30 protein-coding genes are annotated in these 26,497 nt (G+C 53.2%); 13 read left to right on the top strand and 17 right to left on the bottom strand.

Annotated features, from left to right (window positions below; translation table 11 throughout):
* Window positions 1-161 precede the first annotated feature (161 nt).
* Window positions 162-1,388, top strand: a complete 1,227-nt coding sequence (gene pepT / locus ACLW56_RS01280; RefSeq protein WP_330982004.1) for a peptidase T — start codon at window positions 162-164, stop codon at window positions 1,386-1,388.
* A 149-nt stretch (window positions 1,389-1,537) separates the two neighbouring features.
* Here the strand turns inward: pepT and ACLW56_RS01275 are convergent, their stop codons facing one another.
* From ACLW56_RS01275 to ACLW56_RS01245, 7 genes are all read right to left on the bottom strand, one after another.
* Window positions 1,538-2,659 (bottom strand): cupin domain-containing protein, encoded by a 1,122-nt coding sequence (locus tag ACLW56_RS01275; RefSeq protein ID WP_330982003.1) that lies wholly within the window; start codon window positions 2,657-2,659, stop codon window positions 1,538-1,540.
* An 85-nt stretch (window positions 2,660-2,744) separates the two neighbouring features.
* The gene (phoQ, locus tag ACLW56_RS01270; RefSeq protein WP_330982002.1) at window positions 2,745-4,208 is read right to left on the bottom strand and encodes a two-component system sensor histidine kinase PhoQ; all 1,464 of its coding nucleotides are present in this window, start codon (window positions 4,206-4,208) and stop codon (window positions 2,745-2,747) included.
* Window positions 4,205-4,879 (bottom strand): two-component system response regulator PhoP, encoded by a 675-nt coding sequence (gene phoP, locus ACLW56_RS01265; RefSeq protein WP_330982001.1) that lies wholly within the window; start codon window positions 4,877-4,879, stop codon window positions 4,205-4,207. The genes phoQ and phoP overlap by 4 nt, the downstream gene beginning before the upstream one ends.
* A gap of 130 nt (window positions 4,880-5,009) precedes the next feature.
* Window positions 5,010-6,380, bottom strand: a complete 1,371-nt coding sequence (gene purB / locus ACLW56_RS01260) for an adenylosuccinate lyase (RefSeq protein ID WP_330982000.1) — start codon at window positions 6,378-6,380, stop codon at window positions 5,010-5,012.
* A gap of 3 nt (window positions 6,381-6,383) precedes the next feature.
* A complete protein-coding gene (gene hflD / locus ACLW56_RS01255) occupies window positions 6,384-7,025 on the bottom strand; it encodes a high frequency lysogenization protein HflD (protein WP_330981999.1) in 642 nt (213 codons plus the stop codon).
* Between the two features lie 30 nt (window positions 7,026-7,055).
* Window positions 7,056-8,162: a tRNA 2-thiouridine(34) synthase MnmA gene (gene mnmA / locus ACLW56_RS01250; protein WP_330981998.1), complete on the bottom strand. Its 1,107-nt coding sequence runs from the start codon at window positions 8,160-8,162 to the stop codon at window positions 7,056-7,058.
* 41 nt (window positions 8,163-8,203) lie between these two features.
* Complete coding sequence (locus ACLW56_RS01245; RefSeq protein ID WP_330981997.1) at window positions 8,204-8,677, bottom strand: NUDIX hydrolase; 474 nt, start codon at window positions 8,675-8,677, stop codon at window positions 8,204-8,206.
* Window positions 8,678-8,791: 114 nt separating this feature from the next.
* On the opposite strand from ACLW56_RS01245, the gene ACLW56_RS01240 reads away from it, so the two are divergent.
* Window positions 8,792-9,289: a methylglyoxal synthase gene (locus ACLW56_RS01240; protein ID WP_330981996.1), complete on the top strand. Its 498-nt coding sequence runs from the start codon at window positions 8,792-8,794 to the stop codon at window positions 9,287-9,289.
* Here ACLW56_RS01240 and rluE read toward each other — a convergent pair.
* The gene (rluE, locus tag ACLW56_RS01235; protein ID WP_330981995.1) at window positions 9,281-9,937 is read right to left on the bottom strand and encodes a 23S rRNA pseudouridine(2457) synthase RluE; all 657 of its coding nucleotides are present in this window, start codon (window positions 9,935-9,937) and stop codon (window positions 9,281-9,283) included. The genes ACLW56_RS01240 and rluE overlap by 9 nt on opposite strands.
* 177 nt (window positions 9,938-10,114) lie before the next feature.
* Between rluE and icd the strand changes: the two genes are divergently transcribed.
* On the top strand, window positions 10,115-11,365 hold the full coding sequence (gene icd, locus ACLW56_RS01230) for an NADP-dependent isocitrate dehydrogenase (RefSeq protein WP_330981994.1): 1,251 nt from the start codon (window positions 10,115-10,117) through the stop codon (window positions 11,363-11,365).
* A 118-nt stretch (window positions 11,366-11,483) separates the two neighbouring features.
* On the opposite strand, the gene ACLW56_RS01225 is transcribed toward icd, so the two are convergent.
* Window positions 11,484-11,654, bottom strand: a complete 171-nt coding sequence (locus tag ACLW56_RS01225; protein ID WP_404659109.1) for a YnfU family zinc-binding protein — start codon at window positions 11,652-11,654, stop codon at window positions 11,484-11,486.
* 316 nt (window positions 11,655-11,970) lie between these two features.
* Here ACLW56_RS01225 and ACLW56_RS01220 point away from each other — a divergent pair, with 316 nt between their 5' ends.
* From ACLW56_RS01220 to ACLW56_RS01205, 4 genes are all read left to right on the top strand, one after another.
* Entirely contained in the window at window positions 11,971-12,183 is a 213-nt protein-coding gene (locus ACLW56_RS01220) for a cold-shock protein (RefSeq protein ID WP_330981993.1), read from the top strand.
* A gap of 10 nt (window positions 12,184-12,193) precedes the next feature.
* Window positions 12,194-12,382, top strand: a complete 189-nt coding sequence (locus ACLW56_RS01215; protein WP_330982104.1) for a cold-shock protein — start codon at window positions 12,194-12,196, stop codon at window positions 12,380-12,382.
* A 64-nt stretch (window positions 12,383-12,446) separates the two neighbouring features.
* Complete coding sequence (locus tag ACLW56_RS01210; protein ID WP_330981992.1) at window positions 12,447-12,674, top strand: hypothetical protein; 228 nt, start codon at window positions 12,447-12,449, stop codon at window positions 12,672-12,674.
* A gap of 156 nt (window positions 12,675-12,830) precedes the next feature.
* On the top strand, window positions 12,831-12,980 hold the full coding sequence (locus ACLW56_RS01205; protein WP_330981991.1) for a hypothetical protein: 150 nt from the start codon (window positions 12,831-12,833) through the stop codon (window positions 12,978-12,980).
* On the opposite strand, the gene ACLW56_RS01200 is transcribed toward ACLW56_RS01205, so the two are convergent.
* Window positions 12,956-13,963 carry a sensor domain-containing diguanylate cyclase gene (locus ACLW56_RS01200; RefSeq protein WP_330981990.1) on the bottom strand — a complete coding sequence of 336 codons (1,008 nt, stop codon included), beginning with the start codon at window positions 13,961-13,963 and terminating at the stop codon, window positions 12,956-12,958. The two genes, ACLW56_RS01205 and ACLW56_RS01200, sit on opposite strands and share 25 nt — an antisense overlap.
* A 313-nt stretch (window positions 13,964-14,276) precedes the next feature.
* Here ACLW56_RS01200 and ACLW56_RS01195 point away from each other — a divergent pair, with 313 nt between their 5' ends.
* Window positions 14,277-14,501: a DUF333 domain-containing protein gene (locus ACLW56_RS01195; RefSeq protein WP_330982103.1), complete on the top strand. Its 225-nt coding sequence runs from the start codon at window positions 14,277-14,279 to the stop codon at window positions 14,499-14,501.
* Window positions 14,502-14,570: 69 nt separating this feature from the next.
* Window positions 14,571-14,876, top strand: coding sequence for a hypothetical protein (locus ACLW56_RS01190; protein ID WP_330981989.1), 306 nt, complete (start codon window positions 14,571-14,573; stop codon window positions 14,874-14,876).
* Here the strand turns inward: ACLW56_RS01190 and ACLW56_RS01185 are convergent.
* On the bottom strand, window positions 14,866-15,216 hold the full coding sequence (locus tag ACLW56_RS01185; RefSeq protein ID WP_330981988.1) for a DUF488 domain-containing protein: 351 nt from the start codon (window positions 15,214-15,216) through the stop codon (window positions 14,866-14,868). The two genes, ACLW56_RS01190 and ACLW56_RS01185, sit on opposite strands and share 11 nt — an antisense overlap.
* 160 nt (window positions 15,217-15,376) lie before the next feature.
* On the opposite strand from ACLW56_RS01185, the gene ACLW56_RS01180 reads away from it, so the two are divergent.
* The gene (locus ACLW56_RS01180) at window positions 15,377-16,084 is read left to right on the top strand and encodes a CTP synthase (RefSeq protein ID WP_330981987.1); all 708 of its coding nucleotides are present in this window, start codon (window positions 15,377-15,379) and stop codon (window positions 16,082-16,084) included.
* 101 nt (window positions 16,085-16,185) lie between these two features.
* On the opposite strand, the gene ACLW56_RS01175 is transcribed toward ACLW56_RS01180, so the two are convergent.
* Complete coding sequence (locus ACLW56_RS01175) at window positions 16,186-17,373, bottom strand: CynX/NimT family MFS transporter (protein ID WP_330981986.1); 1,188 nt, start codon at window positions 17,371-17,373, stop codon at window positions 16,186-16,188.
* A 102-nt stretch (window positions 17,374-17,475) separates the two neighbouring features.
* Here ACLW56_RS01175 and ACLW56_RS01170 point away from each other — a divergent pair, with 102 nt between their 5' ends.
* Window positions 17,476-18,267 carry a helix-turn-helix transcriptional regulator gene (locus tag ACLW56_RS01170; RefSeq protein ID WP_330981985.1) on the top strand — a complete coding sequence of 264 codons (792 nt, stop codon included), beginning with the start codon at window positions 17,476-17,478 and terminating at the stop codon, window positions 18,265-18,267.
* Here the strand turns inward: ACLW56_RS01170 and ACLW56_RS01165 are convergent.
* The 3 genes from ACLW56_RS01165 to yeaG form a co-directional block, all read right to left on the bottom strand.
* Complete coding sequence (locus tag ACLW56_RS01165; RefSeq protein WP_330981984.1) at window positions 18,251-18,697, bottom strand: DUF441 domain-containing protein; 447 nt, start codon at window positions 18,695-18,697, stop codon at window positions 18,251-18,253. The two genes, ACLW56_RS01170 and ACLW56_RS01165, sit on opposite strands and share 17 nt — an antisense overlap.
* 302 nt (window positions 18,698-18,999) lie before the next feature.
* On the bottom strand, window positions 19,000-20,280 hold the full coding sequence (locus ACLW56_RS01160; RefSeq protein WP_330981983.1) for a YeaH/YhbH family protein: 1,281 nt from the start codon (window positions 20,278-20,280) through the stop codon (window positions 19,000-19,002).
* A gap of 121 nt (window positions 20,281-20,401) precedes the next feature.
* Entirely contained in the window at window positions 20,402-22,336 is a 1,935-nt protein-coding gene (gene yeaG, locus ACLW56_RS01155; RefSeq protein WP_330981982.1) for a protein kinase YeaG, read from the bottom strand.
* 441 nt (window positions 22,337-22,777) lie between these two features.
* On the opposite strand from yeaG, the gene ACLW56_RS01150 reads away from it, so the two are divergent.
* The gene (locus ACLW56_RS01150; protein ID WP_330981981.1) at window positions 22,778-23,527 is read left to right on the top strand and encodes a MipA/OmpV family protein; all 750 of its coding nucleotides are present in this window, start codon (window positions 22,778-22,780) and stop codon (window positions 23,525-23,527) included.
* Between the two features lie 93 nt (window positions 23,528-23,620).
* On the top strand, window positions 23,621-24,475 hold the full coding sequence (locus ACLW56_RS01145; RefSeq protein WP_330981980.1) for an aldo/keto reductase: 855 nt from the start codon (window positions 23,621-23,623) through the stop codon (window positions 24,473-24,475).
* Window position 24,476: 1 nt separating this feature from the next.
* On the opposite strand, the gene ACLW56_RS01140 is transcribed toward ACLW56_RS01145, so the two are convergent.
* Window positions 24,477-25,361 carry a D-hexose-6-phosphate mutarotase gene (locus ACLW56_RS01140; protein ID WP_330981979.1) on the bottom strand — a complete coding sequence of 295 codons (885 nt, stop codon included), beginning with the start codon at window positions 25,359-25,361 and terminating at the stop codon, window positions 24,477-24,479.
* An 85-nt stretch (window positions 25,362-25,446) separates the two neighbouring features.
* Window positions 25,447-26,442 carry a glyceraldehyde-3-phosphate dehydrogenase gene (gene gapA, locus ACLW56_RS01135; RefSeq protein WP_330981978.1) on the bottom strand — a complete coding sequence of 332 codons (996 nt, stop codon included), beginning with the start codon at window positions 26,440-26,442 and terminating at the stop codon, window positions 25,447-25,449.
* Between the last annotated feature and the right edge of the window lie 55 nt (window positions 26,443-26,497).

Genomic DNA, 26,497 nt, shown 5'->3' with positions numbered 1-26,497 from the left:
CCTGAAATCGCCAATCATTCTGCGCCCTTGTGGGCTACCTTTAAACCCATCGTCACTGCGATTGAAAAAAAATCTCGTTTGCCGGGACAAAAGTGATCTGACGCAAGAGTTATCGATCGGGGCTTACTGATAATGTTGTCACAAAAAACGAGGGCGACGACATGGATAAATTACTTGAGCGGTTTTTGCAGTACGTATCTCTGGACACACAGTCGAAGCCTGGCGTGCGTCAGGTGCCGAGCACTGAAGGGCAATGGAAGCTGCTGCGTTTGCTCAAAGAACAGCTCGAAGACATGGGGCTGGTTAACGTCAGCCTGAGCGAGAAGGGCACCGTAATGGCCACGCTGCCAGCGAATGTGCAAGGCGACATACCAGCCATTGGGTTTATCTCGCACGTGGACACGTCCCCGGATTTCAGCGGTAAAAACGTGAACCCGCAAATCGTTGAAAACTACCGTGGCGGTGATATTGCCCTTGGGATTGGCGATGAGGTGCTTTCCCCGGTGATGTTCCCGGTGTTGCATCAGTTGCTTGGGCAGACGCTTATCACCACGGATGGCAAAACGCTGCTTGGCGCAGACGACAAAGCCGGAGTGGCGGAAATTATGACGGCGCTCGCCGTGCTGAAATCGAAAAATATTCCGCACGGTGATCTTCGTGTGGCTTTTACACCGGATGAAGAAGTGGGCAAAGGCGCGAAGCATTTTGATGTGCCAGCTTTTGATGCTCAGTGGGCTTATACCGTTGATGGCGGTGGCGTGGGCGAACTGGAGTATGAAAACTTCAATGCCGCGTCAGTGACCATTAAAATTGTGGGCAACAATGTGCATCCTGGCACCGCAAAAGGCGTGATGGTGAATGCGCTGTCGCTGGCGACCCGCATTCATGCAGAAGTCCCTGCCGAAGAGAGCCCTGAACAGACAGACGGCTACGAAGGCTTCTTCCATCTCACCAGCATTAAAGGCACTGTCGATACCGCGCAGATGCACTACATCATCCGTGACTTCGACCGCAAGCAGTTCGAAGCCCGCAAGCGCAAGATGATGGAAATCGCCAAGAAAGTCGGGAAGGGGTTACACCCGGACTGCTACATCGAACTCATCATTGAAGACAGCTACTACAACATGCATGAGAAGGTGATGGAGCATCCGCATATTATCGAGATTGCCCAACAGGCGATGCGTGATTGCGATATCGAACCGGACATGAAGCCAATTCGCGGCGGCACCGACGGTTCCCAGTTGTCCTTCATGGGATTACCGTGCCCGAACATCTTCACCGGCGGCTATAACTACCACGGCAAGCATGAGTTCGTGACGCTGGAAGGGATGGAAAAAGCGGTTCAGGTGATCGTGCGAATTGCGGAATTAACCGCGAAAGCGAAGTAAATCCTCCCAGTTGCCCGGTGGCGCTTACGCTTACCGGGCCTACCAAATCTACCGTTCGTATTCCTGGTGGCGCTCGTGCTTGCCGGGACTATGAAACCTTTCTTTGGTCGGCCGGGCAAACGCAGTGTCGCCCGGCAATCCTGCAGAAATTAATCTTCAAAGAACCAATACCCGCTGTTGACCAGCGCGGCCAACATTGCCAGGAAGGATGGATCTTCCAGCGCATCGCCAAACTGTTCTGCTGTCAGCACAATGTGGCTGGCGAGTGCATCCAGTGCCGGGCGGTGCGGAGAGTCAATTTTCTCGCCATTGACGAACACTTCGCCATCAATGCGCAGTACGCGCAGACCGCCGAGGCGAACCAGTTTGTCACCTTGTTGCAGCGCATCATAGATCTCATCGGCCTGATACGGCGGCTCCGGCGGGGAGACATCCAGCTCATGACGAGACTGACTGACAAACTCACCAAACCACTGTTTGAAGTGCTCCGGCTGGTTGATAAGGCCAAGCATCATCTCGCGCAGTTTATCCAGCTCCTGCGGCAGAATATCGGCCGGATGGACGCGTGTCGCGACATCAGGGTCGGTATAACGATGTGTACCCAACTCGCGCTGTAGAACGTAATCGGCGAAGCCGCTGATAAGCTCTTTGCCGCTTGGCGCGCGGAAGCCGACGGAGTAATTCAGCGAGTTTTCCAGCGAGTAGCCTTCATGCGGGAATCCTGGCGGAATATAGAGGATATCGCCCGGTTCCATTTCTTCGTCGATGATGGCCTCGAAAGGATCGACCTGCAGTAAATCCGGGTGCGGGCAGTGCTGTTTCATTGGCACTTTGTCACCCACGCGCCAGCGACGGCGGCCAGTGCCCTGAATAATGAACACGTCATACTGATCGAGATGCGGGCCTACGCCGCCGCCAGGGACGGAGAAGGAAATCATCAAATCGTCAATGCGCCAGTCAGGTAGGGCGCGGAAAGGACGCATCAGCGCGGCGGTGGGCTCATGCCAGTGGTTAACGGCCTGCACCAGCAGCGACCAGTTATTCTCGTTGAGGTGATCGTAGCTCTGGAAAGGACCGTGGCTGACCTGCCATTTGCCTTCGTGATGGCTGACGAGTCGGCTGTCCACTTCGTCTTCCATGGCAAGGCCAGCCAGTTCATCCGGGGAAATCGGATCAACGAAGTTAGTAAAGCCGCGCTTCAGCACCACCGGGCGTTTTTGCCAGTAGCGTTCGATGAAGTCAGGCCAGTCAAGCGATAAGTGATAATCCATGATGTTTTATTCCACAGGCAGGTTTCTGTTCGGATTATAACGGATACCGCCGCCAGGCGATGCAGGCGGCGGTAAAATAAGTGACTTATGACTCTTTGGTTTCCGGATGCTGACGACCGAAGAGGACTTCCATTTTCGCCCCGCCGAGAGGACTGTCTCCAGGCAGAATTTTGCCGTCGTATTGTTCGACTATTTCCCTGGCGACAGAAAGCCCAACGCCCTGACCAGGACGCAACGTGTCAGCCCTTTGTCCACGGTCAAACACCATATCCCGTTTGCTGTTGGGAATGCCCGGGCCGTCGTCTTCCACGATAATGTGCAGATGTTCATCGGTCTGGCGGGCTGAGACTTCGACAAATTCCAGACAATATTTACAGGCGTTGTCGAGCACATTGCCCAGCACTTCCATAAAGTCATTGCGCTCGCCAACGAAGCTAATCTCCGGCGAAATATCCAGCGTGATATTGACCCCTTTGCGCTGATAGACCTTGTTCAAAGCAGATGTCAGGTTATCAAGCAACGGCGCGACCGGATGCAGTTCACGGCTTAACAGCATATTGCCGCTGCGCATGCTGGCGCGATGCAGGTAATAGCCAATTTGCTGGGAAATACGACTAATTTGCTCCAGCATCACCGGTTCAGCCTCTTCGACGCTCAGCTTATTGCCGCGCAGTGAACGCAGGGTGCTTTGCAGCACGGCGAGCGGCGTTTTCAGGCTGTGAGTCAGGTCGGTGAGCGTGGTGCGGTATTTATCGTAACGTTCACGCTCGCTTTTCAGCAGGCGGTTGAGGTTCATCACCAGATGCGTCAGCTCGCGTGTGGTTTCAGGGTTCAACGTTTCTCGGTTATGTTCTTCAAGCTCACGCACTTCTTTCGCCAGAGACTCGATAGGCCGCAAACTCCACCAGGCCGCGACCCAAAGCAAAGGAATGACCAACAGCAGGTTGGCAGCCAGCACGTAGATAAACCAGCTCCACACCATATACGAACGCTTAAGTTCGATAGGGATGGTATCCACCACCACAATCGTCAACTGCGGCATTCGCGCGGTGGCCGGGTAGATATTGACCGCCACAGAGTGGGTCATCTCTGAACTGTCGTCCTGCTGGCGAATCTCATCCAGTTGGCGCATCACTTCGTGATCGTTACGCAAAAGCATGCTGGATGAGCCTACGTCGGCCTCGATTTCGTGGAAACCGTTGCTTTTAAGCCAGTCAGGATTGATGCGTTTTTGCAGCCAGGGAAGATCGCGTTGGGCCCACATCAAATGCCCCTCTTTGTCGTAGATTAACGCCATCGTCGGGCTTTGCAGATTCAGGTTATCCGGGATTTTGACACTGAGCTTGTTATCCTCCCAACGGGCGAGGGTGTAGAAGAGGTTGCTCTCGCCGCGCAATAAGCGGAAGGTGGTTTTATCAAAGCTGACGCTGTAACCCACCAGCGCGACCATGCCATACGCCAGTGACAGCACCAGCACAACGGCGGCTGTCGCCAGCAAAAATCGGACGCGCAGAGAGAGCGGTAACACGTGCCTGAGCATTTTTTTCATCCGCGAAGTTCGAACAGGTAGCCCTGGCCTCGCACGGTGGTTATCACATCCTGAGGATACTGCGCCTGGATTTTCTTCCGTAAGCGACCCATCAGCACGTCAATGGTATGGCTCTCGCGCAATTCAGCATCCGGGTAGAGTTGCAGCATCAGGGAATCTTTGCTGACGACTTTGCCGTTGTTGCGAATCAGCATTTCCATGATGGTGTATTCAAACGCGGTCAGCTTGATAACCTCGTTATTCACCGACAGTTCGCGGCGAGAGAGATCAACCTGAAACGGTGGCAGCGTAATAACCTGAGAGGCCAGGCCGCTGTTGCGGCGCAGCAATGCCTGCATACGCGCCGCCACTTCTTCAATATGGAAGGGCTTGGTGACGTAATCATCTGCACCCGCGCTTAAGACTTCGACTTTATCCTGCCAGCCTTCACGAGCCGTCAGCACCAGCACCGGCACTGAAATGTCGTGACTGCGCCAGCGGCGAATCATAGTCAGACCGTCTTCGTCCGGCAAACCGAGATCGACAATCGCGATATCCGGCACATGTTCACCCAGATAGTAATCCGCTTCCTTAGCATCTTCCGCCGCATCCACCTGATGGCCGAGTTCCTGAAGCTGAACCTTCAAGTGGTGACGCAAAAGAGCATTGTCTTCCACAACGAGTACGCGCATAGGGGGGCTCCCTTTCATTTTCGATTTGAATAGTTTAACGCGATTATGCGGGGGCGGGGATAAACATCAGATAAACAGGGGAGGCAGGGCCTCTCTTTCCCACCTGAGCAGGAAAGAGAGGCGAGACAACTTACTTCAGTTCGTCGACCAGGGTGATCGCGCGGCCAATGTAGTTGGCTGGAGTCATTTCTTTCAGGCGAGTTTTTTCGTGCTCTGGCACGGCCAGGCTGTCGATAAACTGCTTCATACCTTCGGCATCAACGCGTTTGCCGCGGGTCAGCTCTTTCAGCTTCTCGTACGGCTTTTCGATGCCGTAGCGGCGCATCACGGTCTGAATAGGCTCAGCCAGCACTTCCCAGTTGCTATCCAGTTCCGCGAGCAGACGATCGCGGTTCACTTCCAGTTTGCTCACGCCCTTCAGGGTGGACTGATAAGCAATCAGTGCGTAGCCAATACCCACGCCGAGGTTACGCAGCACGGTGGAATCGGTCAGATCACGCTGCCAGCGGGAAACCGGCAGTTTGCTCGCCAGGTGTTGCAGCATGGCGTTAGAGAGCCCCAGGTTGCCTTCGGAGTTTTCGAAGTCAATTGGGTTCACTTTGTGCGGCATGGTGGACGAGCCAATTTCACCGGCGATAGTTTTTTGTTTGAAGTGGTTCAGGGCGATGTAACCCCACACATCACGATCGAAATCGATAATGATGGTGTTAAAGCGCGCCATGCAGTCAAACAGCTCGGCGATGTAGTCGTGCGGTTCAATCTGCGTGGTGTACGGGTTCCACTGAATACCCAGCGAAGTGACAAACTCTTCGCTGAACTGGTGCCAGTCCACTTCCGGGTACGCGGCGATGTGGGCGTTATAGTTACCCACCGCACCGTTGATTTTGCCGAGGATCTCCACCTGGTTCAGCTGGCGATACTGGCGTTCCAGACGATAAGCCACGTTAGCCATTTCTTTGCCCATGGTGGACGGCGTGGCTGGCTGGCCGTGCGTACGGGAAAGCAGAGGGATATCGCGGTACTGCACGGCGAGATCTTTAACCGCATCAATCAGTTTGCGCCAGTAAGGCAGCACCACTTCATCACGCGCGGTTTTCAGCATCAGCGCGTGGGAAAGGTTGTTGATGTCTTCAGAGGTGCAGGCAAAGTGAATGAATTCAGACACGGCATGCAGGGCAGGGACTTCCGCCACTTTCTCTTTCAGGAAGTACTCAACCGCTTTGACGTCGTGGTTGGTGGTGCGCTCGATGGTTTTAATACGCGCAGCGTCTTCTTCGTTAAAGTCAGCGACGATTTTATCGAGGAAACCGTTTGCGTCGGCAGCAAAAGCAGGAACTTCCTTGATCGCTGCGTGCGCGGCTAATTTTTGCAGCCAGCGTACTTCAACTTGTACACGGAATTTCAGCAAACCGTATTCGCTGAAAATACCGCGCAGCGCGCTGACTTTATCGCCGTAGCGTCCATCGACAGGGGAAACGGCGGTCAGTGAGGATAATTCCATAGATCACAACTCCGGAGTTAAATGAGCAAGAATTTGTTTGGCCTGAGTGGTCAGGCGATGACGAGAAAACATCAGTTGCAGACGGCCACCGCCGACCTGGTGCCACAGCACGGCGGCGCGAATACCGGCGAGCAGGCTGGCACGAACTTTGGCCTGCACCTGCGGGCTTTGCAGCACAGCAGGGGAGCCGGTGACCTGAATACGCGGTCCAAGTGGACTAACCACATCGACATAAATAGCCGCCATGGCGCTCAGCAGCGTTTCAGACTGTAAATCAAAATGATCCAGCTGGCGCTGCAGACCGTTGATGCGATCGCCGAGCGTGTCCATCGCACCTTTGGCGGCAGCCAGTTTACGCTCCAGCACCATCAGGCTTAAGGTATAACGCGTCAGTTCAGCGTTCAGGCCCTGGCGACTGCTGGCGTTCAGCACCCCGAGCAGGGTTTCCAGACCGAGGCGAAGATTGGCTTCACTGCCACCGAAGACACCCAGAGTGGAATCCGGGTTGAGATCGATAACGCTGTTCAGCGAGACGTGCAGGGCGTCGCTATCGCAATGCCCTTGATGCGCCAGTTGCTGAACCAGACGAGCTGACTGGCAAATCCCGGCCAGCGCCAGCGTGATGTCATAATAGTTCTTCGCCACTAAAACTCCTTTCGGTGTGCCGTGTCAGTCTTAAACGGGCAGCGGCAGGCGCTGCTCAATAATGCCGCCACCGAGGCACACTTCACCGCTGTAGAACACAGCAGACTGGCCTGGCGTTACGGCGGAAACGGGTTCGTCAAAGCGAACCTCAATTCTGTCTTCATCCAGTGCGGTGACCGTGCACGGAATGTCTGTCTGACGGTAGCGGGTTTTCACGGTGCAATGCACAGTGCCGGTCAGCGGTTCGCGATCGACCCAGTGCAACTGCTGGGCAATCAGCCCTACAGACATCAGGCGAGGATGGTCATGACCTTGCGCCACTACCAGAATATTGTTCTCAATGTCTTTATCAACGGTGTACCACGGCTCTTCGCTGCCGTCTTTGGTGCCGCCAATGCCCAGGCCTTTACGCTGGCCGAGAGTGTGATACATCAGACCCTGATGCTCGCCAATTACGTCACCGTCGACGGTAACGATTTTGCCCGGCTGGGCTGGCAGATAGCGACCAAGGAACTCGCGGAATTTGCGCTCACCAATGAAGCAGATACCGGTGGAATCTTTTTTCCTGGCAGTGATGAGATCGAGCTCTTCGGCAATGCGGCGGACTTCAGGCTTTTCCAGCTCGCCAACAGGGAACAGGCTCTGGGCGATTTGCTCGTGACCGAGTGTATAGAGGAAATAGCTCTGGTCTTTATTGCCATCCAGGCCGCGCAGTAGCTGGCTTTTGCCATTAACGTCAGCACGGCGCACGTAGTGGCCGGTGGCAATATAATCGGCACCTAAATCTTCGGCGGCAAATTCCAGGAAGGCTTTAAATTTGATTTCTTTGTTGCACAGAATATCCGGGTTGGGCGTACGGCCCGCTTTGTATTCTTCGAGGAAGAGCTCAAAGACGTTATCCCAGTACTCTGCGGCAAAGTTAACGGTGTGCAGCTCAATGCCGAGCTTGTCGCACACGGCCTGGGCATCTGCCAGATCCGCGGCAGCAGTACAATATTCCTCGCCGTCGTCCTCTTCCCAGTTCTTCATGAACAGGCCTTCTACTTTATAGCCCTGCTGTTGCAGCAGGTAAGCAGAAACGGAGGAATCGACACCGCCGGACATCCCGACGATCACTTTTTTTGGGCTTTCTGACATTGGAATACTCACGACATTGAACTTCAAGGCGGCGTATTCTATCACGCAGCCCCGGTGTGATCACCCTTTGTGAAAGGCCAGTTAAATTCGCCGATAATCTCCAGCGGCAGACGCTGCCCGCTTTGCCAGCAGCGAATACTTTCAGCCACTAACGGCGAACGCAGGTGAGAGGCGGTAAGGATTTCTTCCGCGCTCAGCCACAAACACCGATCGATGTCGTCGTCGTGGGGTTCAGTAGCGCACGTATCGTTAAGTTCTATCGAGAATAAAAAGCGCAGGAAGGGCGTTTGATCAGGGGCAATCCATTGATGCATGCGAACCAGGTGCTGGGGTGTGGCGCGGATGCCGGTTTCTTCCCACAGTTCTCGTTCAGCGGCCTGCACCAGCGTTTCATCTACTTCAAGGTGCCCGGCAGGCTGATTCCAGGTGACTTTTCCGTTCACGGTTTCTTCAACAATCAGGAACTTGCCTTTGGCGTGAACAACGCAAGCGACGGTAACGTGGGGTGTAAACATGGTGGCTCCTGGTAACAGTGGGTGAGTATATTTATTTGATATGGATCACATTTTAATCTGACCACTATACTTCAGTCGGGTGTTCGACCGAACACGCGTTCAGAGGGTTGAATCATGCAACTGACCACTCGCACCATGCCCGTTCGTAAACGTGTTGCGCTGGTAGCACACGATCCCTGCAAAGCGTCGCTGCTGAACTGGGCGACGGCGAATCAACAGTCTCTCAGCGATCATGTCATTTATGCCACCGGAACAACAGGCCGATTGTTACAAAGCCAGACCTGTTTGTCGGTGCTCAGCCTGATGAGCGGCTCGATTGGCGGCGATCAGCAATTGGGGTATTTGATTGCCACCGGGCAAATCGACATTCTCATTTTCTTCTGGGACCCGCTCAGCGCCGTGCCTCATCATTCCGATGTCAAAGCGCTGATGCGACTGGCAACCGTGTGGAATATCCCCATCGCCAGCAATCCAACCAGCGCCGACTTTTTACTGCACTCCGCGCGATTCAAAGAGGCGTTAGAGATTGTGGTCCCTGATGGCGATGCTTTCCTGAATAGCCGGGTCTCACACGTCACTCAGGACGGTGCAGACCTGAAAGTTTTACTCTGACGTCACATCCCGCCACTCGCCGTTAGCGAGATTATCCAGGGTGTAATCGCCCATCGCGTAGCGAATCAGGCGCAGGGTAGGGTAGCCGACATGCGCTGTCATACGACGAACCTGACGATTCCGCCCTTCATATAATGTCACTTTCAACCAACTGGTCGGGATGGCTTTACGCTCGCGAATAGGCGGATTGCGCGGCCAGAGCCACTCAGGTTCTTCGACCCGTTCAATACCTGCAGGCAATGTTGGGCCATCGTTCAGCGTCACACCGGTACGTAAGGCATTCAGTGCGGCTTCATCCGGCGCGCCCTCCACCTGAACGAAATAGATTTTCCCCGTGCGCTTGCCCGGCTGAGTCAGCCTGGCCTGTAACGCGCCGTCGTTGGTCAGCACCAACAATCCTTCGCTGTCGCGGTCCAGACGACCTGCCGCATACACACCCTGCACGTCGATATAGTCCTTCAGCGTGCTGCGCCCGGCCTCGTCGGTAAACTGGGGCAAAACATCGTAGGGTTTATTGAACAAAATCACCCTTTTTGGTTGGCTTTCTTTACGTTGTCTGGTGGCAAGGCGTGAGCTGAATCGCTCAACCCGGTGATTTCTAAAAGAAGTTTTCGTCATGGTATTTTCAGGCTGGGTCAATTGCCGCATTATAGCCTAATAACGAAGACCTTTCATGGGACCCAACAATCAGGTAGTATCAACCAGCTCATTACAAATCATTAACAAAAAATATTGCTCACACTTGTTCGCGTTGCGGTAAAAAAGCTTCGCACCCAGGACGCGAAGAGAACGGGCAATCACCAGAAGCGCTCGAAGGAGAAGTTGATGGAAAGCAAAGTAGTTGTTCCGGCGGAAGGCCAAAAAATCACCCTGCAAAACGGCAAACTCAACGTACCTCACAACCCAATCATCCCTTTCATCGAAGGGGATGGCATCGGTGTTGACGTGACTCCGCCGATGATCAAAGTCGTGAATGCTGCCGTAGAGAAAGCCTACAAAGGCGAGCGTAAAATTTCCTGGATGGAAATTTACACCGGCGAAAAATCGACTCATGTCTATGGTCAGGATGTCTGGCTGCCAGCCGAAACGCTGGATCTGATTCGTGAATATCGCGTTGCCATCAAAGGCCCACTGACCACGCCAGTCGGCGGCGGTATTCGTTCTCTGAACGTTGCTCTGCGTCAGGAGCTGGACCTTTACGTCTGCCTGCGCCCGGTACGTTACTACCAGGGTACGCCAAGCCCGGTGAAACACCCGGAACTGACTGACATGGTTATCTTCCGTGAAAACTCCGAAGACATCTATGCGGGCATCGAATGGAAAGCGGACTCTGCTGATGCAGAAAAAGTGATCAAGTTCCTGCGTGAAGAGATGGGCGTGAAGAAAATTCGCTTCCCTGAGCACTGCGGTATCGGCATCAAGCCATGTTCAGAAGAAGGCACCAAACGTCTGGTGCGTGCCGCGATTGACTACGCTATCACTAACGATCGCGACTCTGTGACGCTGGTTCACAAAGGCAACATCATGAAATTCACCGAAGGCGCCTTCAAAGACTGGGGTTACCAGTTGGCGAAAGAAGAATTCGGCGGTGAGCTGATCGACGGCGGCCCGTGGCAGAAGATCAAGAACCCGAAAACCGGCAAAGAAATCATCATCAAAGACGTTATCGCCGATGCGTTCCTGCAGCAGATCCTGCTGCGTCCGGCAGAGTACGACGTTATCGCCTGTATGAACCTGAACGGCGACTACATCTCTGATGCCCTGGCCGCACAGGTCGGTGGTATCGGTATTGCGCCAGGCGCGAACATCGGTGACGAGTGCGCCCTGTTCGAAGCCACCCACGGTACCGCGCCTAAGTATGCTGGTCAGGACAAAGTGAACCCAGGTTCCGTGATCCTGTCCGCAGAAATGATGCTGCGCCACATGGAATGGTTCGAAGCCGCAGACCTGATTGTTAAAGGCATGGAAGGCGCAATCGCCGCTAAGACCGTGACTTATGACTTCGAACGTCTGATGGAAGGCGCTAAGCTGCTGAAATGTTCAGAGTTTGGTGACGCGATTATCGCGAACATGTAATCTGTTTGCTGATTGCAATAAAAGCGGGAGCCGAAAGGTTCCCGTTTTTTTGTCACATATTTTCTTCTTTGCCTGAACAATAAAACAGGTGCAGCAGACAGAAACATAGCGATGTCGGTTATCTGGTGGTTAATTCAGCGGCAGAAAATAACGTTCCGCAGTAAGGGCACAGGAGGGGACTATTTTTTTTGATTCGGGATGGACTGTGCATCGATTGTTTTTCGCATTTCGGACAGGTACATCCGGCAGGCTGGGAAGGGCGAAGTTGACGATTTTTACGTTCAGCCATGTGGTTTCCTTTTTTGGTTGGCGCGAAACAATACCTTAAGCAAAAACAAAAAGCGCTAACTCATTTTAGAAATACGCAGATTAAGAGGAAACCGAACCGCACTGACAAATCTTTTTGAGATAAACCTTGCTAAGTCATGTTGAACATGCGTTAATGGCCCATCGGTTTGAACAAAAACGTTATCTGAAACAGTTCTCTTAAGTCGTTCTCATCATTTTCTCTTCCTTTGATGTCTCTTCTTCAGTTTTCTCAGTACCCGATAGTTTCTTCAGACCAGCACTGCCTGCGGGCGAAATATAATTAAAGGTAAAAATATATGTCTTCTCAAATGACTGGTATTGTTAAATGGTTTAATGCCGAGAAAGGTTTCGGTTTTATTACCCCTAAAGACGGTAGTAAAGATGTGTTTGTCCACTTCTCCGCTATCCAGAGCAATGATTTCCGTACTCTCTACGAAAATCAGGAAGTCGAATTCTCCGTTGAAGCCGGTCCTAAAGGTCCATCCGCTGTCAACGTGGTCCCGCGTTGAGGGCCTGAAAATTACTGATTCAATCCACTTTCGCTGTCCTTGCTGCCACGGATCGCAATACCGTACCTCTTCGTTTGATGTGTCGGAAAAAAATCCGCATGGTGCAAAATGTATATTTTGCAAATCGGCAATGGTGACCTTCGATAATATTTATACCTGGCATCGACCGGCTTCGGCTTCTGTTGAATACAGAAAATAGATAACGAGCTGTCAGATAAATATTTCAGGACGGTGACCGACATTTATCCCGCGCCGGAGAACAAATGAAAAAAGTCCTCGTGTTTTTTAACGCAGAACCGCTCGTTGTTGTCTCGGTAAATCCGGATGAAACGTCAATATCACGTGAATATCCTAATGGCGAAACGGCAAGTTTAAAAATAATGTCTGCCAGTTTCGCCTCATTGACGGGTGATCATCACGTGGTTCATGTCGCCACAGACAGAGAATTAGCCGCAGAAGAAATTCTTAAAGCCGCTGAAAAATATCTCTAATGTTTGATTGTCCTTTTAACCGCCCAATTGGGCGGTTTTTTTGTATCTGAATTTCAGCTAAATAATTTTCCTTTCAGCAAGCCGGGCCCTCCTGAGAGTAAATCCTGCTGATCGCTGACCTTCCACCGAACATACCGGCAACTTGATCGCAGATTCGTGGCACCAGCGAATGCGGTGAGCTGTCCGGTGTCGGTTTCATGGGAATGGATGGAGTTTCATGACGATCTCGACGCCACCATCCAGCAGGTGGATGCCGATATGTACCGAATGAAACAGGCGCGTCAGGACGCGACGCTGACCCGCTGACGAGCTTTCTTGTCGAGATACATCGCCGCGTCTGCGGCCTGAATCGCGCTTTCTGCGTCCATTTCCTGCGGGCAGACCTCAATGGTGCCAATGCTCGCGCCGGGATACTGAATCCGGTGATCGCCCAACTGATAACCGCCCTGAATTTGTCGACGCAATAATTCGACAAAGGCCGTTTTTTTGACGTTGGTCGTGATTTCGCAAGCCACCAGGAACTCATCGCCCCCGAGACGGCCGACAATATCTTCGTGGCTCATCATAGAACTGAGGCGCTGTCCGACCTGAATCAGGAACTCATCGCCAGCCTGATGGCCGTGGATATCATTTATCTCTTTGAAATCATCCAAATCGATAAAGGCCACCAGCACGCGTGAGTCATTTTTACGCGCGTTGTTAAACAGGGCATCAAGTTGCTCATACACCGCACGGCGGTTAGAGAGACCTGTCAGCGCATCAGTATAAGAGTGTGCAATCAACGCGGCGTTCGCTTCACGCAGTTGCTCGACCAGCGACTCTTTTTCGATATAACGGGCAATCAGGCTCGCAAACAGGTGTAGCACGTGTTCGCTGTTGATGCTGAAATTATGTTGGTCCCGGCTGGAGGCGCACAGTGTTCCGTACAGGGAACCGTCGGCGAGATGGACCGGCGTGGTGAAAAAGGTGTTGATACCGAGCGCCTGGGCGGCTTCGCAGTCACTCCAGCGGTGGCGGACATCGTTGCTGAAATAGCATTCTTCATCGACTGCGCGTTTGCACAGTGACTCATCCCAGGGCAGAGAGTGGCCTTCGGGGATTTGCATATCGCTGCTGTTACGCGCATAAACCACGTGCTGCAAGCGAGTGCTGTTGTCGACACGTGTCAGATAGGTCGATTCCATATGCGTCACCATCTCAAGCATCTCCAGCAGTTGCCGGACGAGGCTCTCAAGGGATTGTTCCGTTGCAAGGGTTTGCGAAACGCGGGCGAGAATAATATCTGACATTTTCTGGAAACTCCCGTGCACTTCAACAGCGAAGACGGCACGCTATGCTGAATAAATCGACTATCCATCATAGTAAACCATGAATACATCAAATTTTATACATCGAAAGCAGGGGAATGCGACAAATTTCCGCTTAAAAAGCCCCGCCGGGGGCGGCGGGGAAAACTCATTGATTATGGAATGATCTGTTCTCTGGTCAGTGCGAGAACAGTCCTAATTTAATTTGCAAAAGTGCAGTTAAAATGAAGAAATAGTGAAGATTAAAGCGAAATCAACCCATTGTAAGGAATTCACCGTGAACAAATACGCCGGAATGATGTTGCCCCTGCTGCTGGCGGGATGCGCCAGTCAGCAGAACGATGCGCCCCCACCGCCCGCCATGGGTATGGCAAATCCTGCTGCCGTTTATTGCCAACAGAAAGGCGGGACAAGCGTGCCGGTGGAAACTCCACAAGGCGTTCGCAGCGACTGTAAACTGCCGAATGGCGATGTGATCGATGAATGGACGCTTTACCGCCGCGACCATCCGCAATCGTGACATTGCGTTGCTCTCCAGGGTACAATTCGTATTAAGATTTATCCTAATATCAATCCTGACGAGAGCAACATGATTCAGCTTAAACCGGGCACCGTGGCAATGATTATCGGGGCTCGTACTTCCGCTGGCCGAGTTAACATCGGCAAATCCGTTTCTTTGTTCGCGCTGTGCCAGCCTGGCGAGCGTCTGCTTAATCCTATCAACGGTGTCGTGACAGAATTGCCGAGAGAATCACAGCGGGCGTTATGGCTGGTGACGGGCGATATTCTTTCTGTCGATGGTCAGGCCGGTTTTGCGTTTGTGCGCCCGGAGCATTTGATGCCGTTAACGCCGGACGCACTGCCTGCGGACGAACTCGCAAAAATTATGGAGTAAGGCTGGATAGCCAGTCTGCCAGCACTCGCGCATGGTTACGCTGGGTGTTGGTGGCAGCGTACAGCAACGTCACCGTTTGTTTCTGTGCAAGGGCGGCAAGTCGTTTGCCGTCCTCCACGTTTTTATCCAGTTCAGCCCGGTAATGCTGGCAGAACGTCGGGAAGTCAATCACCTCGCTGTGGAAGGCTTTACGAAGCTCATTTGAGGGCGTCAGTGTTTTACACCATTCGTCGTGAACCAATGCCTCTTTCTTGATGCCGCGAGGCCAAAGTCGGTCGACGAGAACCCGATAGCCGTCATCCGTAGAAACAGGGTCATAGACACGCTTACACTGGATCATTCCTTTTCCTCCTCCTGCTGCTTTACCCAAGGGTAATACGTTGCGCGGGAAGAAGAAACTCTCGCCACCTGCCCTTTAAGGGGATTGTGGCCTGAGCAAAATCCCGGTAATCTGAGGTTCCTTATGAAGTCCAAAAACTGCTGCTCATAAGGAACCCCTCATGGAACACACTCCCGCTAAAAAAACGTTGCGCATTGCCCTTGTGGGCGACTTCAATCCGGATGTGATTGCCCATCAGGCGATCCCGCTGGCCATTGATGATGCCGCCGCCGTACAGGAACTGACGGCTGATTACGACTGGATTGCCACCACTGAGGTAGGCAGTGCAGAAGACCTGGTTGGCTATGATGCAATCTGGGTTGTTCCGGCAAGTCCTTATAAGAACGCAGAAGGCGCATTGACGGCTATTCGCTATGCGCGTGAAAACAGTATTCCTTTCCTTGGCACCTGCGGTGGTTTTCAGCACGCGATCATCGAATATGCCCGTAACGTATTGGGCTGGCGCGACGCGGCGCACGCCGAAACCGACAGCGAAGGGCGCATGGTTATTGCCCCGCTAAGTTGTTCGCTGGTGGAAAAGTCAGATGTGATCGAGCTGCGTGCGAATACCCTGATTGCTAAAGCGTACGGTCGTCTGAGCATCGAAGAGGGTTACCACTGCAACTACGGTATTTCCCCGGACTTTGCTTCTGAACTGGAAGAGGGCGCATTACGGGTGACGGGCTGGGATGAAGAAGGGGAGATTCGCGCAGTCGAGCTCATCACGCATCCGTTCTTTGTTGCGACGCTGTTCCAGCATGAACGTAACGCGCTGGCCGGGCGTCCTGCTCCGCTGGTTCATGCGTTTTTACGTGCTGCGGCTAACTAAGCTTGATTGGATGTCGTAGGCCCGGCAAACAACGTGCCGCCGGGCAATATCGAGGAATGTTGTCGGGTGGCGGCTGGTGCCTTACCCGACCTACACGTTCATTATGGTTTTGTGATTTCTTTATCACGCCCGGCGAGACCGCCAAACACCGCCATAATCAGTGAAATCACAGCGACAGCGATCAGCGGAATATGCCAGTCGCCGCTCGCATCGTGAATTTTCCCCATCACCGGAGGCCCACAAGCGGCCAGCAGATAACCCACCGATTGCGCCATGCCAGAAAGGGCAGCCGCCTGATGTGCAGAGCCTGCGCGTAAACCGATAAACGTCAGGCCGAGGATCATCGTGGCACCGGAACCGAAGCCGAAAATCAGCGTCCACAGCACCGCCTGTTGCGGCATCAGCCAGTAACCGACGGCGCTAACAGCACACATCAGCGCCACGCCAATTGCGATGCCTTTCTGATCTTTGAGTTTGTGTAACACCAGCGGGATAAGCAGGCCTGGCGCTGCTGTCGCAAGCTGAAGAAGCCCGTGCAGGGAACCGGCTTGCGCTTCACTGTAACCATGGCTAATCAGAATGGCGGGCAGCCAGCCGATGATGACATAGTAAACCAGCGAGTTGATGCCCAGAAACAGCGTCACCTGCCAGGCGAGAGCGGAACGCCAGATGCCTTTATCGTGCAGGCTACGCGACGTTGTCACGGCGGCAGGCGTGTGATTACGCCATTGTGGCAACCACACCAGGAATCCCAGTAGAGGGAAAGCCATCAATGCCAGTAACGCACCCTGCCAGCCTAATCCACTTAACGCCAAAGGCACGACCAGCGCCGATCCTAATGCCGCAGCACCGCCCATGGTCAATGAATATGCGCCGACCATTTTTGCCACATGCCCGGAAAAATCACGCTTGATAAGCCCCGGCAACAGCACGTTTCCGAGGGCGATACCGCAGCCAATAATGGCGGTGCCGACGTACAACAGCGTTGGCGAAGGCAGAGAACGCACGGCGATACCGGCGCAAATCAGGAGAAGCGCGCCCGTCAGGCTGCGCTCCATACCAAATCGGCGCGCAAAACCTGCGGCCAGAGGGGAAACTAAGCCAAAAGCCAGCAGCGGTAACGTGGTCAGCAGCCCGGTTTGGGCAGTCGTCAGGCCATAATCGGCACGAATGCTGTCAAGCAGAGGGGCGGCGCCGGTAAACGTCACACGCAACGAGGTGGCAATCAGCAGAATGCCGGCAATCAGTAACAGATTTTGCCGACGTGAAGAGAGGGTCGTCATACTCATGGCTTTCTCGGTCATCCACAGGAGGGGCTACGATACGCTTTTCTGTTCATGATAGAATCAAGCCAGAATGACAAATAATCGCTAATATCGGACAAACTGAAGATGAAAGGGTTAGGACTTGGCGGCTATGAACCTGACAGCCAGCGTGACCTCGCGGTGGCGTTTCGTATTCAGGTTGCTGAAGATGAGCAGTTCATTCCCAGCCATCGGCACCGTAAAGGGCAGCTGATCCTGGCGCTGCACGGGGCTATCACCTGTGAAGTCGAGAATGCGATGTGGATGGTGCCGCCGCAGTTTGCCGTGTGGATCCCAGGGCTTGTGCCGCACAGCAATCGCGCCACGCCGGGGGCGCAGCTTTGCTTTTTATTTATCGAACCCGGCGCGGCGGCAATGCCTGAGCATTGCTGTACGCTGAAGATATCTCCGTTGGTTCGCGAACTGATCCTTTCGCTTTCGGCACGCCTCGGAAATGAACTAAAGACAGAGGCCACGCAGCGCCTGACGCGGGTGCTTTTTGATGAACTTCCGCAACAGCCGCAGGAGCAGTTACAGCTCCCTGTCTCGTTACACCCCAAAATTCGTATGATGGTGGAAACGATGGCGGCTGAGCCTGCCGAGTGGCAAACGCTGGGGCAGTGGGCGAGTCGGTTTGCGATGAGCGAACGCAACCTGGCGCGGCTGGTGGTGAAGGAAACAGGGCTGAGTTTTCGTCGCTGGCGGCACCAGTTGCAGCTGATTCTGGCGTTGCAAATGCTGATTGGGGGGCAAACGGTGCAACAGACGGCGCTGTCGTTAGGCTATGAATCCACCACGGCGTTTATCACCATGTTCCGCAAAGGGTTAGGCCAAACGCCGGGGCGGTATCTCAACGCGCTGACTACGCCTTCCCAATAAACAGCGAGACAATACCGGCGGCGATAAGTGGCCCGACAGGCACGCCGCGAAAGAGTGCGACACCCAGAACCGTTCCCACCAGCAAACCGGCAACCAGCTGCGGTTGAATGCCCATCAACTGCACGCCACGCCCACCCAGCCATGACACAAAAACGCCGACGGCAATCGCCACCAGAGATTTCCAGTTAACAAATGAGTGCAGCAGCGTCGAAGCAGGCAGCGTGCCGCTGGCGATAGGGGCCATCACGCCGATAGTCAGGATGATAATCCCGATGCTCAGCCCCTGTTTTTCAATCCAGGGGAACAATCCGTTAAGCGGGGTGACGCGCACGATAATCAAAACCAGAATGGAGACGGTCACGGCGGTGTTATGACTAATAATGCCGAGTGCCGCCAGCCCGAGCAGGATAAGCAGAGTCGGATCAATCATAGGGAGTCCTTGCCAAAAGGTAAAAAAAGTAAACCCGTTTACTTTACGCATATCGTCGTGAGTAAACAGGCTTTTTTTACCGGCGAGGGGAAAAATGATCGCGCTCAGCGCAGGCGTCATTATCCGATCACTTAGAAAGGGAACTGTAGGACAAAATGAGCGTGGGTTTCGAGGACCAGAAAATGCACGATCATCCTGATGAGTGAAACGATGTTGCCTTTCACTTTACAGGCAAGCGCTATGCACCGTCGGGCTTAGGATTCAATGAAAATCCGGCCAGAGAAAGACTGGCCGGGGAGCGATTAACTGACCGATGAACCTTGCTTATGGAACAGTTCGCGGAAGACAGGGTAGATATCTTCCTGGTCGCGAATATGCTGCATGGCAAAGTTCTCAAACATCGATTGCAAATGCTCATACTCACGCCACAGGGTTTGATGTGCGCGGCGAGTAATCTCGATATAGCTGTAATAACGCACTACGGGCAGAATTTTCTTCGCCAGAATTTCATGACACAGCGGTGAGTCATCGGCCCAGTTATCGCCATCGGAGGCCTGCGCGGCATAGATATTCCACTGTGCAGGGTCGTAGCGTTCTTTCACCACTTCATCCATCAGTTTCAGCGCGCTCGACACAATGGTGCCGCCCGTTTCCTGCGAGTAGAAGAACTCATGCTCATCCACTTCTTTCGCCTGCGTATGGTGGCGGATATACACCACTTCCACGTTTTTATAGGTGCGGCTCAGGAACAGATAGAGCAGGATGTAAAAGCGTTTCGCCATATCCTTAGTGGCCTGATCCATCGAACCCGACACGTCCATCAGGCAGAACATCACTGCCTGGCTGGAGGGCTCAGGGCGCTTCTCGTAGTTTTTGTAACGCAGGTCGAAGGTGTCGATAAACGGCACCTTCTCGATTTTCGCCCGCAGTTCCGCGATTTCACGGCGCAGGCGTTCCTCTTCCAGCAATTGCGCCGGTTCGCTTTTGGCGACAGTATCCAGGCTCGCCTCCAGTTCACGCAGTTCTCGCCGTTTTCCTGCTGTCATTGCGGTGCGTCGCGCCAGTGAATTTTGCAACGAGCGCACCACGCTGATATTGGCCGGAACACCGTTGGCGGTGAAGCCCGCGCGGTGCGTTTTGTATTCCGTCAACTGACGATGCTGATTCTTTTTCAGATTTGGCAGGGCCAAATCTTCAAACAGCAGATCGAGATATTCGTCTTTGGAGATGTTAAACACAAACTCATCCTGACCTTCTCCGTCAGGGCTTGCCTGGCCCTGACCACTTCCGCCGCCGCCACCGCCGCCTTGTGGACGCTCGATGCGATCGTTCTGGACGAAATGGTCATTACCGGGATGGACGCGATGGCGCAGGCCGCCGCGCCCCTGGTGGAACATCGGTTCGCTGATGTCGTCCGTGGGTATGGAAACAGATTCGCCGCTGTCGATATCCGTGACCGAGCGTTTATTGATGGCCTCGGAGATCGACTGTTTTATCTGCGCCTTATAGCGGCGCAAAAAGCGCTGGCGGTTTACCGCGCTTTTATTCTTACCGTTCAGGCGTCGGTCTATGAACCAGGTCATATGCCCCTCCCGTACTGCCAACTTCAGTGCCAGTAAGTGCCGGATGGCGCTGCCGCTTATCCGGCCTACGGAATCTTGTCGTTGTAGGCCCGGCAAGCGCATGCGCCGCCGGGCACTGTTGTTAAGACGACTTACGCACGCGCAGATACCATTCGCAAAGCAGGCGAACCTGTTTGCGGGTATAGCCTTTCTCCATCATGCGGTCGACAAAATCGTCGTGCTTTTTCTGCTCGTCGGTTGAGGTTTTGGCATTGAACGAAATCACCGGCAACAGCTCTTCGGTATTGGAGAACATTTTCTTCTCGATAACCGTGCGCAGTTTTTCGTAGCTGGTCCAGTTCGGATTACGTCCGCTGTTGTTCGCTCTGGCGCGCAGCACGAAGTTGACGATTTCGTTACGGAAGTCTTTCGGGTTACTGATCCCGGCAGGCTTCTCAATTTTTTCCAGCTCCGCGTTCAGGGATTCACGGTCAAACAGCTGGCCAGTATCCGGGTCGCGGTATTCCTGATCCTGAATCCAGAAGTCCGCGTAGGTAACATAACGGTCGAAAATGTTCTGCCCGTACTCGGAGTAGGATTCCAGATAGGCGGTCTGGATCTCTTTGCCGATGAATTCAGCGTATTTCGGGATCAGATAGCCTTTGAGGAACTCAAGGTAGCGCTCAGCCTGCTCCTGTGGGAACTGCTCACGTTCAATCTGCTGTTCCAGCACATAGAACAAATGCACCGGGTTCGCCGCGACTTCGATATGGTCAAAGTTGAAGACGCGAGAGAGAATTTTGAACGCAAAGCGAGTCGACAGACCGTTCATGCCTTCGTCCACGCCCGAGTAGTCGCGATACTCCTGATAGGATTTCGCTTTCGGGTCGGTGTCTTTCAGGCTTTCACCGTCATACACGCGCATTTTGGAGTAGATGCTGGAGTTTTCCGGCTCTTTCAGACGCGACAGAATCGAGAACCGAGCCAGCGTTTCCAGGGTGCCCGGGGCGCATGGCGCATGGGTCAGCTCACTGTGATTAAGCAGTTTTTCGTAAATCTTGATCTCTTCGGAGATCCGCAGGCAATAAGGCACTTTGACGATGTACACACGGTCAAGGAACGCCTCATTGTTTTTGTTATTACGGAACGTCACCCACTCAGATTCGTTCGAGTGCGCGAGGATAATCCCGTTGAACGGCAGGGCAGAGATACCTTCTGTCCCGTTGTAGTTACCTTCCTGGGTCGCAGTCAGCAGAGGATGCAGCACTTTAATCGGTGCTTTAAACATCTCAACGAATTCCATGACCCCCTGGTTAGCACGGCACAGCGCGCCGGAGTAACCATAAGCATCCGGATCGTTCTGCGCGTGGTTTTCCAGCTTACGGATATCCACTTTACCAACCAGCGCCGAGATGTCCTGGTTGTTCTCATCGCCCGGTTCGGTTTTGGCGATAGCAATCTGCGCCAGAATGGACGGCCACACTTTCACCACGCGGAATTTGGTGATATCGCCACCAAACTCGTTCAGGCGTTTCGCCGCCCACGGCGACATAATGGTGCCGAGGTAGCGGTTAGGAATGCCGTACTCTTTTTCCAGAATCTGTGCATCTTCCTGAGGGTTGAAAAGGCACAGCGGGTGATCGTTAACCGGGCTACGTTCACCGTTCGCACTGAGCACGTAAATCGGTACGCGCTGCATCAGGGCTTTCAGTCGTTCAGCCAGAGAAGATTTACCGCCGCCGACGGGCCCCAGCAGATAGAGGATCTGTTTCTTCTCTTCCAGACCCTGAGCGGCATGTTTCAGGTAGGCGACGATCTGTTCGATAGCATCTTCCATACCATAGAACTCTTCAAACGCCGGGTAGCGTGCGACTACGCGGTTCGAAAACAGACGGGACAGCCGTGGCTCATGGGCAGTATCAACCATCACTGGCTCACCAATAGCCATTAACAGTCGTTCTGCCGCGTTGGCATAGGCACTGCGATCTTGTTTACAGGTCGCAAGAAATTCCTGCAGTGTGAACTCTTCGTCCTTGGCAGCTTCATAACGCTGGCGATAGTGATCGAATATATTCATGGCATGCCGTCCTTTCGTTTTTTAGCACAGGATGAGAGCCGTTCGTATGAATAATGGAGGCTCCCGGAAGGCGTAAGCTGAACGACGCTCACCGACATTCTCACCTCTGATTCAGCAACCCTTGTGCCAGGTTGCCTGGGTGAAAGGCATAACGTGCCCCGCGTTTGCACCTTCTGAATTTAAGCGTAGATGGCATTTTCAAAACTTGCATGCTGGCAAATATCAATTTCAATGACATATCAATAACTCATCAAAAAATACCGCCACTTAAAGATGAAGAAATTTCAAGACTTCATCGGGCTGTCATCTCACTGCAAGCGGAGTGTCATCGGCTAATGGCAGCCTGGTCGGTTAATTACTGTCAGTGGAAGTAAAGAATTTGAGGTAAGCGGTACGGGCGGGTAAACTTCAACCGCTTGTATTTTTTAAGGGATATGCAACGTGAACTCATTGAAACTTCTGACAACGGGCCTGCTCCTCGCAACAGCAGCGTCCGTTGTCCATGCTGAAGACAGCAAATTAACGTTGGGCGCCGGTGTTGGCGTGATAGGACATCCGTACAAACAGTATCACACTGACGTCTATCCGGTGCCGGCTATTGATTTTGAAAGCAATAACTTCTGGTTCCATGGCCTCGGGGGCGGTTACTACCTCTGGAATGATACGGCCGATAAGCTCTCCATCACCGCTTACTGGTCGCCGCAGTATTTTAAGCCGGGCGACAGTGACAACAATCAGCTACGTAAGCTCGATCGTCGCCAGTCGACGATGATGGCGGGCCTGTCTTATATGCACTTTACCCAGTACGGTTTCCTGCGCACCACGCTTGCGGGCGATACGCTCGACAAGAGCAACGGTATCGTCTGGGATGCCGCATGGCTTTATCGCTACACCAACGGTGCACTGACGGTCACGCCTGGCATCGGTGTGCGCTGGGATAGCGACAACCAGAACGAGTACTACTACGGTGTGTCGAAGAAAGAATCCTCGAAGAGTGGCCTGCGCAGCTATGATGCGGACAACGGCTTCAACCCGTATATCGAACTGTCGATGAGCTACAAACTGACGGACAGCTGGAGTGTCTACGGAACCGGTCGCTATCTGCGTCTGTCGGATGAAATCACCGACAGCCCAATGGTCGATAAGACCTGGACAGGGCTGCTTTCTACCGGTATTACCTATACTTTCTGATTTGCACCAGATGAGTGCAATCCGTGCAATTTCACAGGGCAGCAATGCCCTGTTTTGCATTATGGTAGGGCACTCATGCAAACGGAGGTTGTTATGTCTCAGAGCACACATCACACCCATGAATTGATTAGCGTGCCACGCATTGGCCAGGGCACCTGGTTTATGGGCGAAAAAGCATCCCACCGAACCGAAGAAATCACTGCACTGCGAGCGGGCATCGATCACGGACTTACGCTTATCGACACGGCAGAAATGTACGCCGAGGGCGGCGCGGAAGAGGTCGTCTGCGAAGCCATTCACGGCCAGCGTGATAGGGTCTATCTGGTATCAAAAGTCTATCCCTGGAATGCAGGAGGGCAACGCGCTAAGGCTGCGTGTGAAGCCAGCTTGCGCCGGTTAGGCACCGACACGCTGGATCTCTATTTGCTGCACTGGCGTGGGGAATTTGCGCTGTCTGAAACCGTCGATGCCATGGAGTCGCTGCAGCGAGAAGGCAAGATTCGCCAGTGGGGTGTCTCAAACCTGGATCTGGACGACATGAGGGAACTCCATTCGCTCTCAGGAGGACAAGCCTGCGCTACCAATCAGGTGCTTTACCATCTGGCGTCACGCGGTATTGAGTATGATTTGCTGCCATGGTGTCAGCAGCAACAGATGCCGGTGATGGCTTATTCACCGCTTGCGCAAGCTGGCCGTTTGCGTAACGGCGTGTTCACTCAGCCTGTTATTCAGCAGATTGCCCACGCGCACAGTGCGACTCCGGCACAAATTATGCTGGCGTGGTTGCTCTCCCAGCCTGGTGTGCTGGCCATTCCGAAAGCGTCTTCTGTTGAGCATGTGAAGCAAAATGCGCAGGCGCTGGAAATCAAACTGAGTGAAGAGGAAAGGGCAGAGCTGAACAGGGCGTTCCCGGCACCGGGCCGGAAAACGCCGCTGGATATGGTCTGACTTAACGCTTAGCCACACGGATGGACTGAGAAAGACGGGACGGTTTCTCTTCAGACGCTTTCTGCGGTTTGGTCACACAAGCTGTCTCAACGCAGACGAAGGTTTTGTATCCGTCGTCCGGCATGTCGCCCATGCTGACAGACAGCGCGGGGCCTGGGTTCCAGCCAACCACGTTGCTGTGATGCCCGTGAATCACATCGATATTACGCGCTAACGCGTCGTCGTGGATCACGCTGCAGGCTTCAGCATTCAGGTAAACGCGGTCAGTACGATCCGGGAAGGTTTGTACGCCATCGCTCAGAACGCCTTCTTCGGCATTTTTCACTTTATCAATGAAGCGATCGCCAAAGCCGCTGACTTTCACCTTGCTGATGTCACCCACGTTGAAGTAGGTGTGCAGGGCGGAAGTGGTTTCAAATTCACCGTGGGCTTCCAGTTCGATTTCGCAGGTTTTGCCGACTTTAAAGCGAGCGTACAGCGTGAAATCGTGTGACCACAGCGCTTTGGTTTCTTCGTTGCTCTGCAGTTCAAACGTCAGCACCACACCGTTGTCGTCTTCATTGTGTGCTTTCAACGTCCACGCTTGATTACGCGCAAAGCCATGCGCTGGCAGGCCTTGTTGTGCCGCCGGGCCAAACCATGGCCAGCAGATTGGCACGCCGCCACGCAGCGCTACACCAGTTTTGAACGGCGTGTTGTTGCTGAGCCACAAGACTTCTTCTTCACCAGCGGGTTTCCACGAAAGCAGATGTGCGCCTTGCAAAGCGAAAGACGCTTTAGCTTGTGGGTGGTCAACAACGATCAGTTCCAGGTCGTCCAACTGACGGCGGGAGAGAACAGGGGTAAGTTGTTCAACAACAGGGAGAGCGAAAATTTTAGTCATCATGATGCAATCCTTGATTCAACCGTAATCGAGAAGCATAAAAAAAGGCGACCGAAGTCGCCTTTTTGGATCAGGTTCTCATCTCAACTTATTTGGAGATGTGAGCGATCAGGTCCAGAACTTTGTTGGAGTAACCGGTTTCGTTGTCGTACCAGGAAACCAGTTTCACGAAGTTGTCGTTCAGCGCGATACCTGCTTTAGCATCGAACACGGAAGTGCAAACTTCACCGTTGAAATCGGTAGAAACAACGTCGTCTTCGGTGTAACCCAGAACGCCTTTCATTGGGCCTTCGGAAGCCGCTTTGATAGCTTTCTTGATGGTTTCGTAAGACGCTGCTTTTTCCAGACGAACGGTCAGGTCAACAACAGAAACGTTTGGAGTTGGAACGCGGAACGCCATACCCGTCAGTTTGCCATTCAGTTCTGGCAGCACTTTACCTACTGCTTTAGCAGCACCGGTAGAAGATGGGATGATGTTCTGAGCTGCGCCGCGGCCGCCGCGCCAGTCTTTGTGAGACGGGCCATCAACGGTTTTCTGAGTTGCGGTGGTCGCGTGAACAGTGGTCATCAGACCTTCGATGATGCCGAAGTTGTCGTTGATAACTTTTGCCAGCGGTGCCAGGCAGTTGGTGGTGCAAGAAGCGTTAGAAACGATGTCCTGACCCTGGTATTTGTCAAAGTTAGCGCCTTTAACGAACATCGGGGTGTCATCTTTAGATGGACCAGTCAGAACAACTTTTTTCGCGCCAGCAGTGATGTGCTTACGAGCAGTTTCGTCGGTCAGGAAGATACCGGTTGCTTCAGCAACAACGTCAACACCGATTTCGTTCCACTTCAGGTTAGCCGGATCTTTTTCAGCGGTAACACGGATTTTTTTACCGTTAACAACCAGGTGGCCGTCTTTTACTTCAACGGTGCCGTTGAAACGACCGTGAGTTGAGTCATATTTCAGCATGTATGCCATGTACTCTGCGTCTAACAGATCGTTGATACCAACGATTTCAATGTCAGAACGTTCCTGAGCAGCACGGAAAACAATGCGACCGATACGGCCAAAACCGTTGATACCTACTTTGATAGTCATATATTCCACCAGCTATTTGTTAGTGAATAAAAGGTTGCCTGTAAAATTACAAAAA

Origin of the sequence: Pantoea sp. sgz302252, assembly GCF_047713085.1 — a bacterium.
Classification (GTDB): domain Bacteria; phylum Pseudomonadota; class Gammaproteobacteria; order Enterobacterales; family Enterobacteriaceae; genus Scandinavium.
Note: the sequence above shows the minus strand (reverse complement) of the source record. Positions and strands in the feature narration are given on the sequence as shown.

Coding starts and splice junctions, on each gene's coding strand:
- pepT (WP_330982004.1), top strand. CDS start 162: ATGGATAAATTACTTGAGCGGTTTTTGCAGTACGTATCTCTGGACACA.
- ACLW56_RS01275 (WP_330982003.1), bottom strand. CDS start 2,659: ATGGATTATCACTTATCGCTTGACTGGCCTGACTTCATCGAACGCTAC.
- phoQ (WP_330982002.1), bottom strand. CDS start 4,208: ATGAAAAAAATGCTCAGGCACGTGTTACCGCTCTCTCTGCGCGTCCGA.
- phoP (WP_330982001.1), bottom strand. CDS start 4,879: ATGCGCGTACTCGTTGTGGAAGACAATGCTCTTTTGCGTCACCACTTG.
- purB (WP_330982000.1), bottom strand. CDS start 6,380: ATGGAATTATCCTCACTGACCGCCGTTTCCCCTGTCGATGGACGCTAC.
- mnmA (WP_330981998.1), bottom strand. CDS start 8,162: ATGTCAGAAAGCCCAAAAAAAGTGATCGTCGGGATGTCCGGCGGTGTC.
- ACLW56_RS01245 (WP_330981997.1), bottom strand. CDS start 8,677: ATGTTTACACCCCACGTTACCGTCGCTTGCGTTGTTCACGCCAAAGGC.
- ACLW56_RS01240 (WP_330981996.1), top strand. CDS start 8,792: ATGCAACTGACCACTCGCACCATGCCCGTTCGTAAACGTGTTGCGCTG.
- rluE (WP_330981995.1), bottom strand. CDS start 9,937: ATGCGGCAATTGACCCAGCCTGAAAATACCATGACGAAAACTTCTTTT.
- icd (WP_330981994.1), top strand. CDS start 10,115: ATGGAAAGCAAAGTAGTTGTTCCGGCGGAAGGCCAAAAAATCACCCTG.
- ACLW56_RS01225 (WP_404659109.1), bottom strand. CDS start 11,654: ATGGCTGAACGTAAAAATCGTCAACTTCGCCCTTCCCAGCCTGCCGGA.
- ACLW56_RS01220 (WP_330981993.1), top strand. CDS start 11,971: ATGTCTTCTCAAATGACTGGTATTGTTAAATGGTTTAATGCCGAGAAA.
- ACLW56_RS01210 (WP_330981992.1), top strand. CDS start 12,447: ATGAAAAAAGTCCTCGTGTTTTTTAACGCAGAACCGCTCGTTGTTGTC.
- ACLW56_RS01200 (WP_330981990.1), bottom strand. CDS start 13,963: ATGTCAGATATTATTCTCGCCCGCGTTTCGCAAACCCTTGCAACGGAA.
- ACLW56_RS01195 (WP_330982103.1), top strand. CDS start 14,277: ATGATGTTGCCCCTGCTGCTGGCGGGATGCGCCAGTCAGCAGAACGAT.
- ACLW56_RS01190 (WP_330981989.1), top strand. CDS start 14,571: ATGATTCAGCTTAAACCGGGCACCGTGGCAATGATTATCGGGGCTCGT.
- ACLW56_RS01185 (WP_330981988.1), bottom strand. CDS start 15,216: ATGATCCAGTGTAAGCGTGTCTATGACCCTGTTTCTACGGATGACGGC.
- ACLW56_RS01180 (WP_330981987.1), top strand. CDS start 15,377: ATGGAACACACTCCCGCTAAAAAAACGTTGCGCATTGCCCTTGTGGGC.
- ACLW56_RS01175 (WP_330981986.1), bottom strand. CDS start 17,373: ATGAGTATGACGACCCTCTCTTCACGTCGGCAAAATCTGTTACTGATT.
- ACLW56_RS01170 (WP_330981985.1), top strand. CDS start 17,476: ATGAAAGGGTTAGGACTTGGCGGCTATGAACCTGACAGCCAGCGTGAC.
- ACLW56_RS01165 (WP_330981984.1), bottom strand. CDS start 18,697: ATGATTGATCCGACTCTGCTTATCCTGCTCGGGCTGGCGGCACTCGGC.
- ACLW56_RS01160 (WP_330981983.1), bottom strand. CDS start 20,280: ATGACCTGGTTCATAGACCGACGCCTGAACGGTAAGAATAAAAGCGCG.
- yeaG (WP_330981982.1), bottom strand. CDS start 22,336: ATGAATATATTCGATCACTATCGCCAGCGTTATGAAGCTGCCAAGGAC.
- ACLW56_RS01145 (WP_330981980.1), top strand. CDS start 23,621: ATGTCTCAGAGCACACATCACACCCATGAATTGATTAGCGTGCCACGC.
- ACLW56_RS01140 (WP_330981979.1), bottom strand. CDS start 25,361: ATGATGACTAAAATTTTCGCTCTCCCTGTTGTTGAACAACTTACCCCT.
- gapA (WP_330981978.1), bottom strand. CDS start 26,442: ATGACTATCAAAGTAGGTATCAACGGTTTTGGCCGTATCGGTCGCATT.